We start from the raw sequence: 16,263 nt of genomic DNA on the forward strand, positions 1-16,263 counted from the left end.
CGCATTTCCAGTCTACGCTTCGGCCTCCGCCCTGCTGAGGGTGTAGACTGTCCGCTCAGGAAAAAATGGCGGGAGCGCTTCAAACGTAGATGTTTCGAAGAAGTTTTCCATAAGTGAAGCTGAAATTCCCCGCCATTTTTCCCTGCGCTGGGTCGGGCTCCAGAGGCGCTTGGACTGGAAATGCACTTCTTCTACGCGGCTTTTGTTTTTTTGAAAGCAAAGTCTATGATGCGAAAAACGCTTCATGAAACCCCCTTGTATGACTAAAAAAGGGTGTAAAAGCATCTACTAAACACAAGCTGTACGTAAGCACTGTCACATGTCTGGAAGGAGACCGCCCGAACGAAGAGAGGATACAGGCGACTGGAAGACATGTGGCAGGGCTTCCCCCGACCACAACCGTTGGAGGACAACTATTCATTTTTCTCGGTTTAACACTTCATCTCTTGATATCAAGAATGAAAATCATTATCATTTTAATAGAGAATATGAGAAACCGTTGTTTATACAAGGAGGATGCGAGATGGAATTCAGAATTGAAAAGGACACGATTGGAGAAATCAAGGTTCCGGCGGATAAGCTGTGGGGCGCCCAAACACAACGCAGCTTTCAAAACTTTGAAATCGGCGAAGAAAAAATGCCACTTCCACTGATTCGCATGTTTGCCATCCTGAAAAAAAGCGCTGCTCTGGCGAATCAAAAGCTGGGTAAGCTCGACAATGAAAAGGCAGAAGCGATTGTCGCGGCAGCAGATGAAGTGATCCAAGGAAAATGGGATGAGCATTTCCCACTGGTTGTCTGGCAAACAGGTAGCGGCACGCAATCCAACATGAACGTCAACGAAGTCATTGCTCATCGCGCGAACCAATTGCTGCAAGAGAAGGGCAGCTCGGCTCGCATCCACGCCAACGATGATGTGAATAAATCGCAGAGCTCCAATGATACATTCCCGACAGCGATGCACATGGCTGGGCTGGTTGCTGTCGAGGAGCAAGTACTTCCTGCAATCCAGCTGTTAAAAGCAACGTTGAAAGAAAAAAGCGAAGCCTATATGGATATTATCAAAATCGGTCGTACGCATTTGCAGGACGCGACTCCGCTGACGCTGGGCCAAGAATTCAGCGGTTGGGTACGCATGCTGGAAAAATCGGAAAAGATGATCAAGGAGAGCAATGAGTACTTGCGTGAGCTGGCGATTGGCGGTACAGCGGTAGGAACAGGCATCAATGCGCATCCGCGCTTCGGTGAAATGGTCGCAGCAGAAATCAGCATGGAAACCAACCACCAATTCGTGACCGCAGAAAACAAGTTCCACGCGCTGACCAGCCATGATGAGCTCGTTCATGTACATGGTGCCCTGAAAGCACTGTCTGCGGATCTGATGAAAATCGCTAATGACGTGAGATGGCTGGCGAGCGGCCCACGTTGCGGAATCGGTGAACTTATCATTCCAGCGAATGAGCCAGGCAGCTCCATCATGCCAGGCAAGGTGAATCCGACCCAAAGCGAAGCGATGACGATGGTTGTATGCCAAGTGATGGGCAACGATGCTGCCATTGGCTTTGCTGCTAGCCAAGGGAACTTCGAGCTGAACGTGTTTAAGCCAGTGATCATCTACAATTTCCTGCAATCCGTAAGATTGTTGGCAGACGCGATGAAGTCCTTCAACGACAATTGCGCAGTAGGAATCGAGCCTGATCTGACAGTGATCAAAGAAAACCTGAACAACTCGCTGATGCTGGTGACGGCACTGAACCCGCATATCGGCTATGAAAATGCAGCAGCCGTAGCGAAGCTGGCTCACAAAGAAGGCATCACACTCAAGGAAGCGGCGATCAAGAGCAATTTGCTGACCGAAGAGCAATTCGATCAAGTCGTGCGCCCTGAACAAATGATTCATCCAAAAGAATAATATCTTCATGAACAAAACCGATGGTCCCATGTTTGTGGCCATCGGTTATTTTTTTGAGAACCATTACAGATGCGAACCACCACTTGCATCAATCAATTGACCAGTTACCCAACGGCCGTCCGAGGAAGCGAGAAAGGCGGCAATATCCGCTACATCATCAGGCTCTCCCCATCTGTTGAAGGTAGAAAGTCCAGCGGCGTACTTCTGCCCATTCGGATTATTTTGCAACGTGCCAGCATTCATCTCCGTGTTAATAATGCCTGGCAAGATCGCATTTACCGTAATATGACGGCTCCCCAGTTGTTTAGCCAGAGCGAGCGTCAGTGTGTTAACAGCTCCCTTCGATATACTGTAAGTGAACACGCTTGGGGAAGCTGCACGAGTCACGAAGGATGAGAGATTGATGATACGGCCTTCCTCTCTTAAGCGGGGCAAAGCTTGTTGGATCATAAAAAACGGTGCTTTGACATTGATGTTCATGACTTCGTCAAACGATTCCTCGGTAGCCTCTTCCAACGTTAAGATTTGTCCGATGCCTGCGTTATTTACGAGAATGTCAAAACGATAATCTCCTGTACGTTTCTGCAGTTCTTCGTCCAATGTCGCATAGAAATCGCGAATGCCGTCAAGAGTGCGCAGGTCCGTACCGATTGCGAATGCTTGGCCTCCTGTTCGTTCAATCTCCTGAACGACTGCTTCTGCTTCTTCTTGTCGTCTTCCATAGTGTACGACGACCAATGCGCCATCCTGTGCCAGACGTAATGCGATGCTACGACCAATCCCGCGGCTTGCTCCGGTTACCAATGCAATTTTTCCTTTCAAATTACGCATGGTTTCATCTCCCTTGATTCAAATTCAAGTTAGTTATAACACAAGGGGATGTTTGAAATATTGCTCTCTCATTCGCTCGGTTGGTCTCGTGAACGGAATGGCGATAATGTTAGAGAACAATCACTTGGCTTTACCTTTTCTTTAACAATTCTTGTTATAGTGATGCTATCTATATCTACCATGCACGAGTTCGGAGGTGTTTGTCCGTGAGGATTTTGATTGTAGATGACGACAAAGAGATTGTAGAGCTGATGGCGATCTATTTGAGCAACGAAGGATATGAGATCGAAAAGGCTTTTGACGGTCTGGAAGCGATGGAGAGACTGGAGCAGAAGCCCATCGATCTCGTCATTCTGGATGTGATGATGCCCAATCTGGATGGGCTGGAAGTTACCAAGCGAATACGAAAAAACTCGACCATTCCCATTCTGATGGCGAGTGCCAAAACGAATGATATGGACAAAATCCTGGGTTTGATGACGGGTGCAGACGATTATGTGGCGAAGCCGTTTAATCCGTTGGAAGTGATAGCGCGGGTCAAGTCTCTCCTCCGACGGTCGAACTACACGCAGGCAAGCAAACAGGATCATGTGATTGAGGTGGGGCCGTTAATTATCGACAGGCAAAGTCACTTCGTTCAGACAAAAGAGGGCACCCCGATCAAGCTGACGGCATTGGAATTTTCCGTCCTGCATCTTCTGGCAAGTCATCCGAATCGAGTATTCAGCTCGGAAGAAATTTTTGACCGTTGCTGGAAAATGGAGAATTTCGTTTCCTACAAGACTGTAATGGTGCACATCAGCAACCTGCGGGAAAAGCTGGAGAAGGCGACAAATGGCGAAAAGGTGATACAGACGGTCTGGGGGGTCGGCTATAAAATTGAAGCTTAGAGCCAAGGATTTTATCCGCATCCTGTTCGATTTGCTACTTGGCCTCTTGATCATCTACGCTGTTTTTCAGATGGCTGATTTTTTTGCCAACAACTATTTGTACACCATCCCGCAAATCAGAGAGTTCATCTGGAAATTGCGGATCAATTTCGATATCAACTCCTTCAAAATCCCGATCATTTTGCTGGCGACGGGTATGTTTGTGGCGTGGTCTGTCGTTCGTATCCGCAAGTACCTGGAACAAAAGCAGATGGAGCAAATCATAAACGAGCTGCATTTCATTGCAAAAGGAAATTATCATCACCAGATTTCCCTTCGTCCGAACGGCAGCTTGGGCCAAGTCGTCGATAGCATCCATGCTCTGGTCAAAAGCGCCTTGGATGCGATGGAGGAGGAGCGGCGGCTGGAACAATCGAAGGATGAGCTGATCACCAACGTTTCCCATGATCTGCGAACGCCGTTGACCTCCATCATTGGCTACCTGGGGCTGATTGAGCAGAACAAATACAAGGACGAAGAGAAGCTCAAGCATTACGCCCATATCGCCTACGAGAAGGCAAAGCAGATGAACGTGCTCGTCAATGATCTGTTTGAGTACACGAAGGTCCGCAATCGCGGGGCGTATTTAAACCGAACGGAGTTTGACTTGGTAGAGCTGGTTGAGCAAGTATCGGTAGGCTTTCGACTCGTAGCGAATGAGGCAGGGCTGCGTTTAGTCGTAGATACGCCTGATCAAAAAATTGAAATGGCAGGAGATACCGACAAGCTCGTTCGGGTTCTGGAAAACCTTATTTCCAACGCCGTGAAATATGGACGCGATGGTACGGAAATTGTCATTCGCGTCTTCCAGCAAGGAGATGGTATCGCGATTTCTGTCGCCAATAACGGTGCTCCGATCCCGGCTGAATATGTGCCGAGCTTGTTTGAACGTTTTTTTCGGGTGGAGGGTTCACGTTCGAAAGAGACAGGAGGCTCGGGTCTCGGTCTCGCTATCGCTAAAAGCATCATCGACCTGCACCAAGGCAGCATTTCCGTCGAAAGCACAAAGGAATGGACGACCTTCACGGTTTGGCTCCCACATACAATTTCAAGCCTTTGAGAAAAGCTTTACTTTTTCTTTACCTTTCGTTTCCGTTTATTTTAATCCAAAAGTCTATCCTGACTGCATGAAGGTTACAGCCTTTGTTTTTGCAGGTGTAGGAGGGCTTTTTTTATGAGGAAAACAACATGGGCTTTGCTCATGCTGACCATATTCGTCGGGTTGACGCTTTTGCGCGATTCAGATGCAGTAGAAGCAGATTGGAAATTCCAAGGACCTATTACGCTAACGGCAAAAACATACGAGAAGGTCGATGCACAGGCAGCGATTTTGTTGGATAGCCAGACAGGAGAAATCATGTACGCACAAAATGCGGATACGCCTTACCCGGTAGCAAGCATGTCAAAAATGATGACCGAATATATGCTCCTCGAAGCCATTAAGGAAGAGCGAGTCGATTGGGACGACGAGATCGTCGTATCGGAGAATGCGGCTGCGACTGGGGGAGCACGGGTCCATCTTGTCGCAGGAGAAGCCTATCCGATAAAAGACTTGTATGAAGCGATGGCGATTGGCTCTGCAAACAATGCAGCGGTGGCAATCGGCGAGTATTTGGCAGGCAGCACAACTGCCTTTGCGGAACAAATGAATTTAAAGGCAGCCGAGCTGAATCTGAGGTCCTCCTCGTTTGTGAATGCGACCGGATTGGATACTGGAAATGGGCAAAATGAAATGACGGCTCGCGATGTAGGAATGCTCGCGTACCACTTGCTCAACGACTTCCCCGATATTGTCAAATGGACGGTCGAGCCAACCCATACAAACCTCATGCTCGATGGGGCAAACGCTGATTGGAGTATCGCAGGGCTAGATGGGCTAAAAACGGGTTATACCAATGCTGCGGGGTACTCTTTCACGGCTACAGCGAAGCGGGGGGACAAGCGGCTCATTTCCGTTGTGATGGGCGCTGAAGAAGGTGCCACTCGTTTTACAGAGACAAAAAAACTGATGGAGAGAGGGTTTGACAATGGATAACGTGCAAAAAATAGAGAGACCGACAGAGCTGCTTGCTATTGCTGGTTATGCAGTGTTTGCCCTTTATTTGTTTCTCGTCGTGAAAATACTGCTGTTTAAATTCGGCAGTTTGGATACCAGCTTGCTAGTAGATCAGTGGAAAATCATTTGGAGCGATCCGTCTGTGATTGTGAAGCGGTTGCGTTACCAAAGTAATTTGGTGCCGTTTCATGAAATCGAAAACTATGTCAGATCGATTCGAAATTACCAAAGCTGGCATAGTGCGGTGAACTTCGTAGGCAACGTGATCGCCTTCATGCCGCTAGGATTTCTGCTGCCACTCCTGTTTCCAAAAAAAGCTGGCTCACTGTTCAGAGTCACCCTGCTATCCCTGCTGTTAAGCCTCGGTGTGGAGCTGACACAACTCGTGATGAATGTAGGAACGTTTGATGTCGATGACCTGCTCTTGAACACAGCGGGCGGGATGATCGGATATATCGTGTACTTGTTCATTTGGGTAATACAGAAAAAACGGTTCATCATTTCAGTAACTTCGTAGTCTACTTATAAGGCACCCACCCATGTGGTGCTTTTTTTACTATTTTTGAAAAGGTATGGATGAACCAACAAAGCCGGTGAGAAGAAAAAGCACAGGGCTCGTAGACCTTGACAACGCCTACCCAGTCGGAACTTCAAAAAGGGGACCACGCTTGTCGAACACTTCTTCTTTGAGAACCTTCCGCCCGTAGGGTGGCTTTGGCTCGACGGTCCCCTTTTTGAAGTGTAGACGGACAGTCAATCCCCCACGCTGGCGTGTCAGAGTCGAAGAGAACTGTGCTTTTTCTTCTCCTCCACAATGTTGACTCAAACAAACCAGTCCCCTCTTGTTATGTCCCAATGCCTATGTTTACACTAATAGAAAACCATTGAAAATTCATATCGAAAGAGAAGGTGATTCTCTTTGTTAGATAAAGCGCAAGAGATTTTACGAAAGTACTTTGGCTACGAATCATTTCGGGAAGGCCAGAAGAAAATCATCACGAGCCTGTTAGCCGGACATGATACCGTAGGCATCATGCCAACAGGTGGCGGGAAATCGATCTGCTATCAAGTGCCAGCGATGCTCCAAGAAGGAGTAACCATCGTGATCTCCCCACTCATCTCGCTGATGAAAGATCAAGTCGACGTGCTAGTCAGCATGGGCATTCCCGCCACTCAAATTAACAGCTCACTGGATTATAGCGAGGTTCGCGATCGACTCCGTATGGCGGCGCGAGGAGAGTACAAGCTGTTGTATATCGCCCCAGAGCGATTGGAATCCGAAGCGTTCCAAAACCTGATTCAAGATGTACCGATCTCGTTTGTGGCAGTGGACGAAGCGCATTGCGTTTCGCAGTGGGGGCACGATTTCCGTCCGAGCTATTTGGCAATTGCTCGTTTTCTTCAATCCTTGCCACAGCGCCCGATCGTCGCAGCCTTGACGGCGACAGCGACTCCAGAGGTAACCGAGGACATCAAGCGACAGCTAGAATTAAAGGACGAACGCCTTTTTATCACAGGGTTTGGCAGAGACAATCTCATCTTGTCTGTACGCAAGGGAGAGAACCGTCGAGAATTCATCCAGGCGTACTTGCGGGCGAATAAACAGCAGGCTGGCATTATTTATGCGGCAACGAGAAAAGACGTGGACGCCTTGCATGCAGATTTGGACAAGCGTGGCTTTGCTGTGACCAAATACCATGCAGGACTGACGGAGGAGGAGCGTGCAGCCAACCAGGAAGCATTTCTGTTTGATGACGTCCGTACGATGGTCGCGACTAACGCATTTGGGATGGGCATCGACAAGTCCAATGTGCGCTACGTCATTCATTACAACATGCCGAAAAACCTGGAGGCGTATTACCAAGAAGCAGGCCGTGCGGGACGTGATGGGGAGCCAAGTGAGTGTATTCTACTGTTTCAGCCACAGGATATCCAGACGCAAACGTTTTTCATCGAGCAGAATCAAGTGCTGGACGAACGCAAGGAGTTGGAATACAAAAAGCTGTACGCAATGATCGACTATTGTCGGACGCCGCGCTGCTTGCAGCAAAACATCGTGCAATACTTCGGCGAAATAGATGCTGCCGCGTGCGGGCGCTGCGGAAACTGCACGGATGAGACAGAGCTGTCCGATATTACACTTGAAGCGCAGAAGATTTTCTCCTGCGTCAAACGTATGAGAGAGCGCTTCGGTGCCGCACTCGTCGCGCAGGTACTGAAAGGCTCCAAGAATAAAAAGGTCACCCAGTTTTCCTTCGATCAGTTGCCTACGTACGGTCTGATGAAGGAATACAAGGAAAAAGAGATCGCAGACTTGATCCAGCTCCTCATTGCCGAAGGATATTTGCAAGTAACGGAGAGCCAATATCCAATCGTCAAGCTGGGGGAGCGGGCATTGCCTGTTCTGCGGGGCGAAGAGCGCGTCATGCAAAAAATCTCGATACGTCCTGTTCAGCTGACAGAGGATGACGAGTTGTTCGAGCACCTGCGCGCGTTGCGCAAGGAAATCTCGACGCGACAAAAAGTACCACCATACGTGATTTTCCCAGACAGTACCTTGAAGGAAATGAGCAGTGTTTGCCCGACTGACAAACAGGCCATGCTCAAGATCAAAGGAGTAGGCGAGGCGAAATTTGAGAAGTACGGAGAACTCTTTCTGGAGTGTTTGCAGAACTATGCAGCGATCAAGTCGTGACATTTACGTCACGGCTTTTTTTGCTATTTTTCCTTTCATATGCCTGCTATAGTTAGATAGCAACCCAGAATTTTCTTACATAATAGAATAGGAGGACAATAAGAGCAACACCATCGAGGGGCATTGACAGATTAAGAGAGACAGAGGGGAAAACATGAAAAAACTAGCGAAGGGCTTATTAAGTGTAGCACTTACAACCATGGTGCTAGGCAGTGCGATGATGGGGATCGCCGCACCGGTAAAGGCCGCAGAAACACCAACCAAAATTACACTGCTGGGTACATCTGATATTCACGGACGATTCATGCCGTGGGATTATGCTTTGGATGGCCCGAATCAAAATGGCAGCATGACGCAGCTGTTCACGATGATTAAAGAGATTCGCAAAGAAAATCCGAACACGGTGTTGCTGGATGCAGGTGATTCGATCCAAGACAACTCGGCAGAGCTTTTCAACGACCAACCGCAGTCTCCTATCATGGTCGCGATGAACGAAATGAACTATGACGCATGGGCTTTTGGCAATCATGAATTTAATTTTGGGCTCGATGTATTGGATAAGGTTAGTAGCCAATACAAAGGCTCTGTTTTGGCAGGGAACATTTATAAAGAAAATGGCGAGCGTTTCTTGCCAGCGTACACGATCATTGAACGCGCAGGTGTAAAAATCGGCGTCATTGGGATGAATACGCCGATGATTACCGATTTTGAAAAAGGTACCGATCATCTGGATGGCCTCGTGATCAAAAACCCGGTAGAAGAAACCAAGAAAGCTGTAAAAGAGTTGGAAGGCAAAGTAGACGTCATGATCGGTCTCATGCACATGGGCATCGAGAATGAAAACGGAATTCCGGGTACGGGTGTAGCAGATATCGCGAACGCCGTTCCAGAACTGACCGCGATTTTTGCAGGTCACATGCACAAGCTTGTGAAAAAGGAAGAGATCAACGGGGTCCTGATTTCCGAGCCAGACAAATATGCTACTCATATCTCCCGCATTGACCTGACCTTTGAAAAGAAAGATGGCAAGCTCGTGCTGACTGACAAGGAAGCGACAGCGCTCCCTGTAAAAGGCGCAGATGGCACACCAGCGGTATCCGATGCAGAGCTGGAGACCAAGCTCAAGCCTTTCCATGAGTTCGCACGTGCAGATGCCAACATCGTCGTAGCAGAGCTCAAAGGTATGAACTTGGTACCGAAAAACGAGATCGAGGGCATCCCGACGGTTCAAATTCAGGAGACGCCTCTATCTGACTTTTTCCATGAAGTGATGCTCTACTACAGCAAAGCAGACGTGGTTGCCCACCAGATCGACAATGACAAAGCCAAGCTGGATGTTGGTCCGATCAAGAAAAAGGATATCGCCTACAACTACCAATACGCAGGTGGCGAGATCACTGTTTACAAAGTAACCGGAAAAGACTTGAAGGACTATATGGAATGGGCAGTGGGCTATTTCAATTCCACGCGCCCTGGTGACGTGACAGTAAGCTTTGATCCAAAACGCCGCGCTTCCAAATATAGCACCAACGATTTCTTCGGTGGCGTGAAATACGAAATCGACCTGACGAAGCCATATGGCAGCCGCATCACGAACCTGCGCAAGCTCGATGAGACTCCGATCAAAGCGGAAGATACCTTGAAGCTCGGAATGAACTCATACCGGATGGAGGCTTTGCAGGCAAAAGGTGGCGCGTTGGAAGGACGCAAGTTCGAACAACTGTGGTCTTCCAAAGACAATACGGCGTTTGGTGAAACGGGTGGAACGATCCGCAATCGCGCTATTGCGTATCTGAAAGAAGTGAAAAAGGGCGTTTACGAGCCAAAAGTACAAAATAACTGGAAGATTACAGGTATGGATACCACTGCACCTGAACGCAAGGACGTCGTAGAGCTGATCAATGCAGGCATTCTGAGCGTTCCGAAAACAGCAGATGGCAAATACACCAATATCGCTTCCATCAACATCAAGGACGCGGTAACCAAAGAAGAAATCGCCGAACTGTCTGCAAAAGTAAAAGTCGATGCAGCGAAGTTGGCGACCGTCAAAACCAAAGGCGAATTTTATCATCAACTGAATGAAGCGAGAAAGGCTGCGGAAAAGTCGGTCACACCGCCAACCAAAACGCAGCAAAAGAAATTACAGAGATGAACGCAAGAAAGCCGTGACGCTAGTAGTCACGGCTTTTTCTTTTTCTATGACGCCAATCTGTCAACGAACGATTCTTCTGCGATACTTCACCAAGTACAACAGGAACCCGAGCAGCAGCAGTCCTTGACCAACAATCGCACCAGAGATGGAGATTCCGATATAGGTGATCAAGTAGTAAATGCCGGAGCCTACTGCCATTAGCAGATTCTCGATGAAGTTCTGAATCGCAATCGTTTTTCCAGAGCCGACCATCCGCTTGCCTTCATCCTGCAAGACGGTATTCATCGGGATAATGAACACGCCACCCATGAATCCAACGAGGAGCAACAAACAGATGGCAACAAAGATGTTATTCGTCCAAGGAAATAGCACGATGATGAGAAACATTCCGAATCCGTATGTCAGCGATCGAGTGAAATGAGACAAAGGAATGAGCTTGGGAGCGAGAAAAGCTCCGGCGATAATCCCGATGGATGTCGTTGCGAGAATCAGCGATACAGAGAAGCTCTCCGGATTAATCCCAAGCGCGAGGGGAATCCAAGCGAGTACGGCCACGCGCAGGACAGCAGAGGACATCCAGAATGCTCCGGTTCCAATCAGGGCAAAGCTCGTTTCTGGGCGATTCATCAGGTGCTGGAAGTCGATGAAAAAGCGCCGTGCTTCTGCCCCATAGCGAATCGATGAATTCCCTCTCATACGCGGAATGAAGAAAGTCATACCGAGCGACAGCAGATAGATCAGCAGACAAATTCCTGAGGAGATAAGCGGCGCTGTCATGTTTGCGATGGCTCCACCACCACCGATCCCTGTGAGAATCGCAAAGATCGTATAGGCTTCGATGCGTGCATTCGCATGAAACAGTTCATCTTCATTTCGAGTCAGCTCCGGCAAAATTCCGTACTTGGCCGGAGAATACACGACCGCTCCGACTCCAACTGTGAAATAACACAACATCAGCATGATGATGCTCGACTGGTCAATGAAAAACAGCAAGACGACACCAAGCGCTTTAATCAGGTTGCCAATCACCAGCACGATTGACTTGGCATGCTTGTCGGCAAAAGGCCCAACCAGTGGCGCGAGAAAAACGTAAGGGAGAAAGAATGAAATGGATACGAGTGCAAGCATCGCGGGAGAAAAACCGTTCTCCCGCAGCAGATTCGCGATGACAAACAAAATCATGTTGTCGGCAAAGGCCGATAGAAATTGAGTGAAGTACAGAGCTTGTAGTGGTTTTAATCGTATATTCACATCATTTTCCTCCAGTCTCCGCTAGTTGTTTCAAGCTGACGTAATCCGTTTTGCCGCTTCCGAGAAGTGGTAGAGCCTTGATGACTTGCATCGTACCCGGTATGAGCAATGGCGAGTATTGTTTTTCCGTCAAATACGCGCGCAATTGGCTCAGCTGAACCGATTCATCTGTGGTAAATAGCAGGACACGCTCACCTTTTCGCGGATCATTCACGTTGATTGCAGCAAAACCAGAGTGTCCGAAGCATTGCATAGCCAGTTCTTCAACCAGATTGAGCGAAACCATCTCGCCGCCGATTTTAGCGAAGCGCTTCAGGCGGGATTGGATGCTGAGAAAGCCGTCCTTGTCAGCTGTAACCAAATCACCTGTGTGGTACCATTCCTCAGCGGGAACAAAGCCTTTTCCGTGAATCATATAACCCTTCATGACGTTCGGACCCTTCACCAAAAGCTCTCCGCCAGCATCGATTCCTTCTACTGCTTCCAGCTTGGCGGACATTCCTGGCATCAAACGACCGACGGTTCCTGGTTTGTTAGCCAGCGGGGTGTTGAGCGACAGGATCGGGGCTGTTTCCGTTGCCCCATAGCCTTCAAAAATCCGTACACCGAACTTTTCCATCCACAGCTTGCGCACATCGTCCTTTAGTTTTTCTGCTCCTGCAAATACGTAGCGCAAGGAGTAGAAGTTGTAAGGATGAGCCATGCGTCCGTAACCTGCCATAAAGGTCGAGGTTCCGAAGAGGATCGTCGCGTTTTGATCATAAACCAATTCCGAAATCGCCTTGTAATGCAGCGGACTTGGATATAGAAAGACTGGAATTCCTTTGATGACTGGCACAAGCGTTCCTACAGTTAGTCCAAAGCTGTGGAACATTGGTAGCGCATTGAAAAACTTGTCGCGACTCGTAATATCGATTGTACAGGTAACCTGTTGGATATTCGCGTACAGGTTGGTATGCGTGAGTACGACACCTTTTGGCTTGCTCTCACTGCCGGAAGTAAAAAGGATCAGCTCGTTCGTAGTAGCCGAAGCTTTTTTCTTCCACAAATAAGAGAAGAGCGCGGACACTTTGTCAAAAGCAGTCGCTGATGCTTTCAAATCCTCGAGATAAAAAATTTTCATGCTCGGTGAAAGACCTGCGATGATGTGCTCTAACTTCCCTTTTTCAATGAATACGCGCGACGTCAGGATTGTATCGATATGGGCAGTCTCACAGCAATCCAAAAGGGAACGAATGCCGAGCGAAAAGTTCAGGATGGCTGGAGTGGTCCCGATGCGGAACAACGATAGCAGCGTTACGAGATGGCCTACCGAATTGGGAAGAAATATACCGACAACGGGCTTCCCCAAGAGCATCGGCTCCAATTTGTTGCCGAGTAAGTAACTGCCGATTAACAAGGTCTTGTAGTCGATCGATGACGTCAAGTCTTTGGCGATTTCCATTTTTGCACCATTCAGGCGAGCTGCTTCGAGAACTTCATCAAACAGATTCACGTTTTGCTTCATCCGGCTCTCAAACAGGCCTTCTTGGAGAATACGCAGGATACGATCATTGGCCGAGGCTTTTTGTTCGCGCATGGACAGGTTTTGATCGCGCTCGATAGTGAACGGAGTGCCTACTGTCATGGTCACATCCGGGAACCAGGAGAGCTTCAGCTTTCCTTTCAAATAGGAGAAGATCGAACGTTCCAGGCCATTAATGATGATCGGGTAAACTGGTACGCCAGTACGTAGAGCGAGATAGCCGACACCGCTGTAGATTTTCATGATGCCGCCCGTCGTCGTGATCCGACCTTCTGGAAAAATCACCAGCGTCTGTCCGTTGCGGAGGACGCGGAGCATGTGGCGGATGGAGTACGGGTTGAGTGGATCGATCGCGATGTGCTTGCGGAAGCGGAGGAAAAACGCAAACCGCTTGGCGATCTCCGTGTTGACGACAAAGGTCGCTTCTTTTGGCAAGCAAAAGGATAGGAGTACCGCATCTAGCAAGGAGACGTGATTGGGAGTGATAAGAGATGGCTTCGACAAGTCGATTTTGGAGAGTCCAAGTACACGAGGGCGAAACCACAGCATTAAAATCATTTTTAAGAAAGAATAAATAAGGGCCATGTGGACCACACCTTTACAAAGGATAATTCGTTGCTCTATAGCTTTTATTGTAAGGAGTGGAGCATGTAAAAAAAGTACCAACATTTATTGGTACCTGGTAATAAGACCTAGAATAGCTTTTTTTGGCTGGCTTTTGCGGCCGCTTCCTTGCTTGTTTTGACGCCCATTTTTTTTAGGATTCGGTTGATGTGATTTTTGATCGTACGCTTCGTGATGTGGAGAGATTGTTCAATCTGCGTTTGCGTCTGACCTTGGTGGATTAGTTGTAGGATGTCCCTTTCTGCGGGAGATAACAGCTTTTGATTTTCATCGTTTTTCAAACGCAAAAATTCGTTGCGCAGTGCCGCAGCTGCCGTAGGGTGAATGGCAGATTGGCTGTTGTGAGCAGCACGGATGGCATCGGGTATTTCCTTGAAGCTAGATTTGCTGATGTAGTTGACGGCACCCGCTGAGAAGGATTCCACGATTACTGCCTCGTCTGTTAGAGAGGTGAGCATGATGATTTTACTGTCAGCTTGGAGTGCCATGAATTCGATTGCCGTCTCGATCCCGTCCAGATTGTTCTCGGTCAAGTTAATGTCCATCAGGACGACATCCGCTTGGGCAGGCAAAAAGCGCTCGATTGCTTCTGCTTTGAACCCGGCTTCCCCTACTACGGTGAGATCCGGTTCTTTGTTCAGGAAGTCAATGAGACCTTTGCGCCAGACCGGGTCGTCCTCTACTAAAAATACCCTGATTGGATTCATGTGTGAGCGTCCTTTCGCTATTCAGAGTCGTTTGTGATGACGCGCTTTTTCGGGAAGAACAGGAAAACGGTGGTTCCTTTGCCTTGCTCACTGTAGATTTCCAGTTGGCCCTGATGCTTTTGCATGACATTGTAGCAGTAGGAGAGCCCAAGACCAAAGTTTTGTCCCGTCCTTTTTGTCGAGAAAAAAGGATCGAGTACATGAGGTAGGTTCTCTTTGGTAATGCCTGTGCCTGTGTCCGCGACAGTGATGATGAGATGCTTGTAGGACAAAAATAGCTGAAGATGGAGCTTGCCGCCCGACTTCATGGCTTCCAGCGCATTCATGCACAAGTTGGTGATAACTTCGCGCAGTTGTACGCCATCGCCATATAAGCGAAGGGTTTCGTCTAATTCACTAACGACTTCTACCTGTTGTTTTAGGGTGTAGGGCGTCAGAGTTTGTGTGACTTGCCCGATAATTTGGCCGGGGTCACATGGTTCTTCGCGCAGCTCGACGTCCCGCAGCTGGTTTTGAATCCGATTCATCATGTCCAGCATATGCTGCGAGGATTGCATCAGGACAAGCGCGTCTTCTTTTAGCGACGGCTGGTTGGTTTCATCTGCATATGTCTCGATACGGTCGGCATATAGCGATATTTTGCCTACTTCATTTTTGATCGTATGGTTAATGATTTGTGCACCGGAAGTCAAGGCGCGCAAGGTACTGTCTAGACGTCGTTTTTCTACGCGGAGACGGACGCCAAGGAAGCCGTATTTCAAACTAATGGCAACGATCAGGATAAACTGGATTGTGACCACGACCATGTTGTAGCGCCAAGCTTCGTAATCGTTCTGGATACGCATGACATAGATGAAAATAAAGACGAAAAACAACGGAATGATGATGAGTACGTTCGTGAAAAAGCTGTTCTTTTTTACGAGTGGATCTTTTTCTCGCATGTACTGCACGATAAGCAGCGTACAGGAGAACAGAAAAAACGGAATTACCCATGCCACCATAATCCAGTAGTTAAAAAGCAGCTCGGGATAAATGGGTGTAATCCAAAGCATCCCAAGCGGCATGAGAAGAGCTGCGTATTGTATCGTCAGCTTTACTTTGCGAGACAAAAATTCAGCTGAATGTACGGCAAACATGAGAAACGTGTACGGCAAACCCACTTGGCAAACAAAAGAAGAGATGCGGCTCACCAATATCAGGGTGTTCGTGGTCCCGGGCTTTGCGGCCAGGTAATCTGCAAAATAGGGCATGATCGTCTCGTCAATCACGCCTGAGATAAAGCCCCCAGCCCCAACAAAGGCAGTCGCACAAGCCCAGCGGATCGACGTTCGTTTCGGGTCTGTGAACAGAACGAACAGACCTAATGCCCATATGGTAAACAAGATGAAAACCATCATGGATTTGCTATCTCCTGTCAAACATTATTTATCTATTATATCGTACATAAGTCAAAGGACACGGAAAAATTAAAGGATGGACAAGCATTCAGGTGTTTATATTCAGAATATATATAGCTATCCGTAATCTTCGAAATCGCATGTATATATGCCCATCATATTCATAGGAAAGCAGGTTTTTCCA

The 16,263-nt window shown here is 48.2% G+C and carries 14 protein-coding genes; 7 read left to right on the forward strand and 7 right to left on the reverse strand.

Features of this window, described 5'->3' with window-relative positions; translation table 11 throughout:
• Window positions 1–12: 12 nt before the first annotated feature.
• Window positions 13–246, reverse strand: coding sequence for a hypothetical protein (locus HPY28_RS14180; protein ID WP_174230787.1), 234 nt, complete (start codon window positions 244–246; stop codon window positions 13–15).
• A 277-nt stretch (window positions 247–523) separates the two neighbouring features.
• On the opposite strand from HPY28_RS14180, the gene fumC reads away from it, so the two are divergent.
• Complete coding sequence (gene fumC, locus HPY28_RS14185; protein WP_173623411.1) at window positions 524–1,912, forward strand: class II fumarate hydratase; 1,389 nt, start codon at window positions 524–526, stop codon at window positions 1,910–1,912.
• A gap of 63 nt (window positions 1,913–1,975) precedes the next feature.
• On the opposite strand, the gene HPY28_RS14190 is transcribed toward fumC, so the two are convergent.
• Window positions 1,976–2,743, reverse strand: coding sequence for an SDR family NAD(P)-dependent oxidoreductase (locus HPY28_RS14190; RefSeq protein WP_174230788.1), 768 nt, complete (start codon window positions 2,741–2,743; stop codon window positions 1,976–1,978).
• A 200-nt stretch (window positions 2,744–2,943) separates the two neighbouring features.
• Here HPY28_RS14190 and HPY28_RS14195 point away from each other — a divergent pair, with 200 nt between their 5' ends.
• The 4 genes from HPY28_RS14195 to HPY28_RS14210 all read left to right on the forward strand — a co-directional run bounded on the left by HPY28_RS14195 (window position 2,944) and on the right by HPY28_RS14210 (window position 6,245).
• Entirely contained in the window at window positions 2,944–3,633 is a 690-nt protein-coding gene (locus HPY28_RS14195) for a response regulator transcription factor (protein WP_017252577.1), read from the forward strand.
• Window positions 3,623–4,732 (forward strand): sensor histidine kinase, encoded by a 1,110-nt coding sequence (locus HPY28_RS14200; protein WP_173623409.1) that lies wholly within the window; start codon window positions 3,623–3,625, stop codon window positions 4,730–4,732. Before HPY28_RS14195 ends, HPY28_RS14200 begins: the two co-directional genes overlap by 11 nt.
• Before the next feature lie 114 nt (window positions 4,733–4,846).
• Complete coding sequence (locus HPY28_RS14205; protein ID WP_174230789.1) at window positions 4,847–5,707, forward strand: D-alanyl-D-alanine carboxypeptidase family protein; 861 nt, start codon at window positions 4,847–4,849, stop codon at window positions 5,705–5,707.
• On the forward strand, window positions 5,700–6,245 hold the full coding sequence (locus HPY28_RS14210; protein ID WP_017252574.1) for a VanZ family protein: 546 nt from the start codon (window positions 5,700–5,702) through the stop codon (window positions 6,243–6,245). Before HPY28_RS14205 ends, HPY28_RS14210 begins: the two co-directional genes overlap by 8 nt.
• A 117-nt stretch (window positions 6,246–6,362) precedes the next feature.
• Here HPY28_RS14210 and HPY28_RS14215 read toward each other — a convergent pair whose 3' ends face one another.
• On the reverse strand, window positions 6,363–6,554 hold the full coding sequence (locus HPY28_RS14215) for a hypothetical protein (RefSeq protein WP_173623406.1): 192 nt from the start codon (window positions 6,552–6,554) through the stop codon (window positions 6,363–6,365).
• A 93-nt stretch (window positions 6,555–6,647) separates the two neighbouring features.
• On the opposite strand from HPY28_RS14215, the gene recQ reads away from it, so the two are divergent.
• Together recQ and HPY28_RS14225 are read left to right on the forward strand one after the other, a co-directional pair.
• Window positions 6,648–8,423: a DNA helicase RecQ gene (gene recQ / locus HPY28_RS14220; protein WP_174230790.1), complete on the forward strand. Its 1,776-nt coding sequence runs from the start codon at window positions 6,648–6,650 to the stop codon at window positions 8,421–8,423.
• 199 nt (window positions 8,424–8,622) lie between these two features.
• Window positions 8,623–10,575: a bifunctional metallophosphatase/5'-nucleotidase gene (locus HPY28_RS14225; RefSeq protein WP_483297549.1), complete on the forward strand. Its 1,953-nt coding sequence runs from the start codon at window positions 8,623–8,625 to the stop codon at window positions 10,573–10,575.
• A gap of 60 nt (window positions 10,576–10,635) precedes the next feature.
• On the opposite strand, the gene lplT is transcribed toward HPY28_RS14225, so the two are convergent.
• The 4 genes from lplT to HPY28_RS14245 all read right to left on the reverse strand — a co-directional run bounded on the left by lplT (window position 10,636) and on the right by HPY28_RS14245 (window position 16,079).
• Window positions 10,636–11,826, reverse strand: coding sequence for a lysophospholipid transporter LplT (lplT, locus tag HPY28_RS14230; protein ID WP_017252570.1), 1,191 nt, complete (start codon window positions 11,824–11,826; stop codon window positions 10,636–10,638).
• Window position 11,827: 1 nt separating this feature from the next.
• The gene (locus HPY28_RS14235) at window positions 11,828–13,936 is read right to left on the reverse strand and encodes an AMP-binding protein (protein ID WP_174230792.1); all 2,109 of its coding nucleotides are present in this window, start codon (window positions 13,934–13,936) and stop codon (window positions 11,828–11,830) included.
• 107 nt (window positions 13,937–14,043) lie between these two features.
• Window positions 14,044–14,682 (reverse strand): response regulator, encoded by a 639-nt coding sequence (locus HPY28_RS14240; RefSeq protein WP_069849829.1) that lies wholly within the window; start codon window positions 14,680–14,682, stop codon window positions 14,044–14,046.
• Between the two features lie 17 nt (window positions 14,683–14,699).
• Complete coding sequence (locus tag HPY28_RS14245; RefSeq protein WP_017252567.1) at window positions 14,700–16,079, reverse strand: HAMP domain-containing sensor histidine kinase; 1,380 nt, start codon at window positions 16,077–16,079, stop codon at window positions 14,700–14,702.
• Window positions 16,080–16,263: the final 184 nt, after the last annotated feature.

The organism is Brevibacillus sp. HB1.2 (assembly GCF_013332495.1).
Taxonomy (GTDB): domain Bacteria; phylum Bacillota; class Bacilli; order Brevibacillales; family Brevibacillaceae; genus Brevibacillus; species Brevibacillus porteri.

Excerpts from the sequence above, each read along its gene's own strand:
- HPY28_RS14190 (WP_174230788.1), bottom strand. The coding sequence starts at position 2,743 with ATGCGTAATTTGAAAGGAAAAATTGCATTGGTAACCGGAGCAAGCCGC.
- HPY28_RS14235 (WP_174230792.1), bottom strand. The coding sequence starts at position 13,936 with ATGGCCCTTATTTATTCTTTCTTAAAAATGATTTTAATGCTGTGGTTT.
- HPY28_RS14210 (WP_017252574.1), top strand. The coding sequence starts at position 5,700 with ATGGATAACGTGCAAAAAATAGAGAGACCGACAGAGCTGCTTGCTATT.
- HPY28_RS14240 (WP_069849829.1), bottom strand. The coding sequence starts at position 14,682 with ATGAATCCAATCAGGGTATTTTTAGTAGAGGACGACCCGGTCTGGCGC.
- fumC (WP_173623411.1), top strand. The coding sequence starts at position 524 with ATGGAATTCAGAATTGAAAAGGACACGATTGGAGAAATCAAGGTTCCG.
- HPY28_RS14225 (WP_483297549.1), top strand. The coding sequence starts at position 8,623 with ATGGTGCTAGGCAGTGCGATGATGGGGATCGCCGCACCGGTAAAGGCC.
- HPY28_RS14245 (WP_017252567.1), bottom strand. The coding sequence starts at position 16,079 with ATGATGGTTTTCATCTTGTTTACCATATGGGCATTAGGTCTGTTCGTT.
- HPY28_RS14205 (WP_174230789.1), top strand. The coding sequence starts at position 4,847 with ATGAGGAAAACAACATGGGCTTTGCTCATGCTGACCATATTCGTCGGG.
- HPY28_RS14180 (WP_174230787.1), bottom strand. The coding sequence starts at position 246 with ATGAAGCGTTTTTCGCATCATAGACTTTGCTTTCAAAAAAACAAAAGC.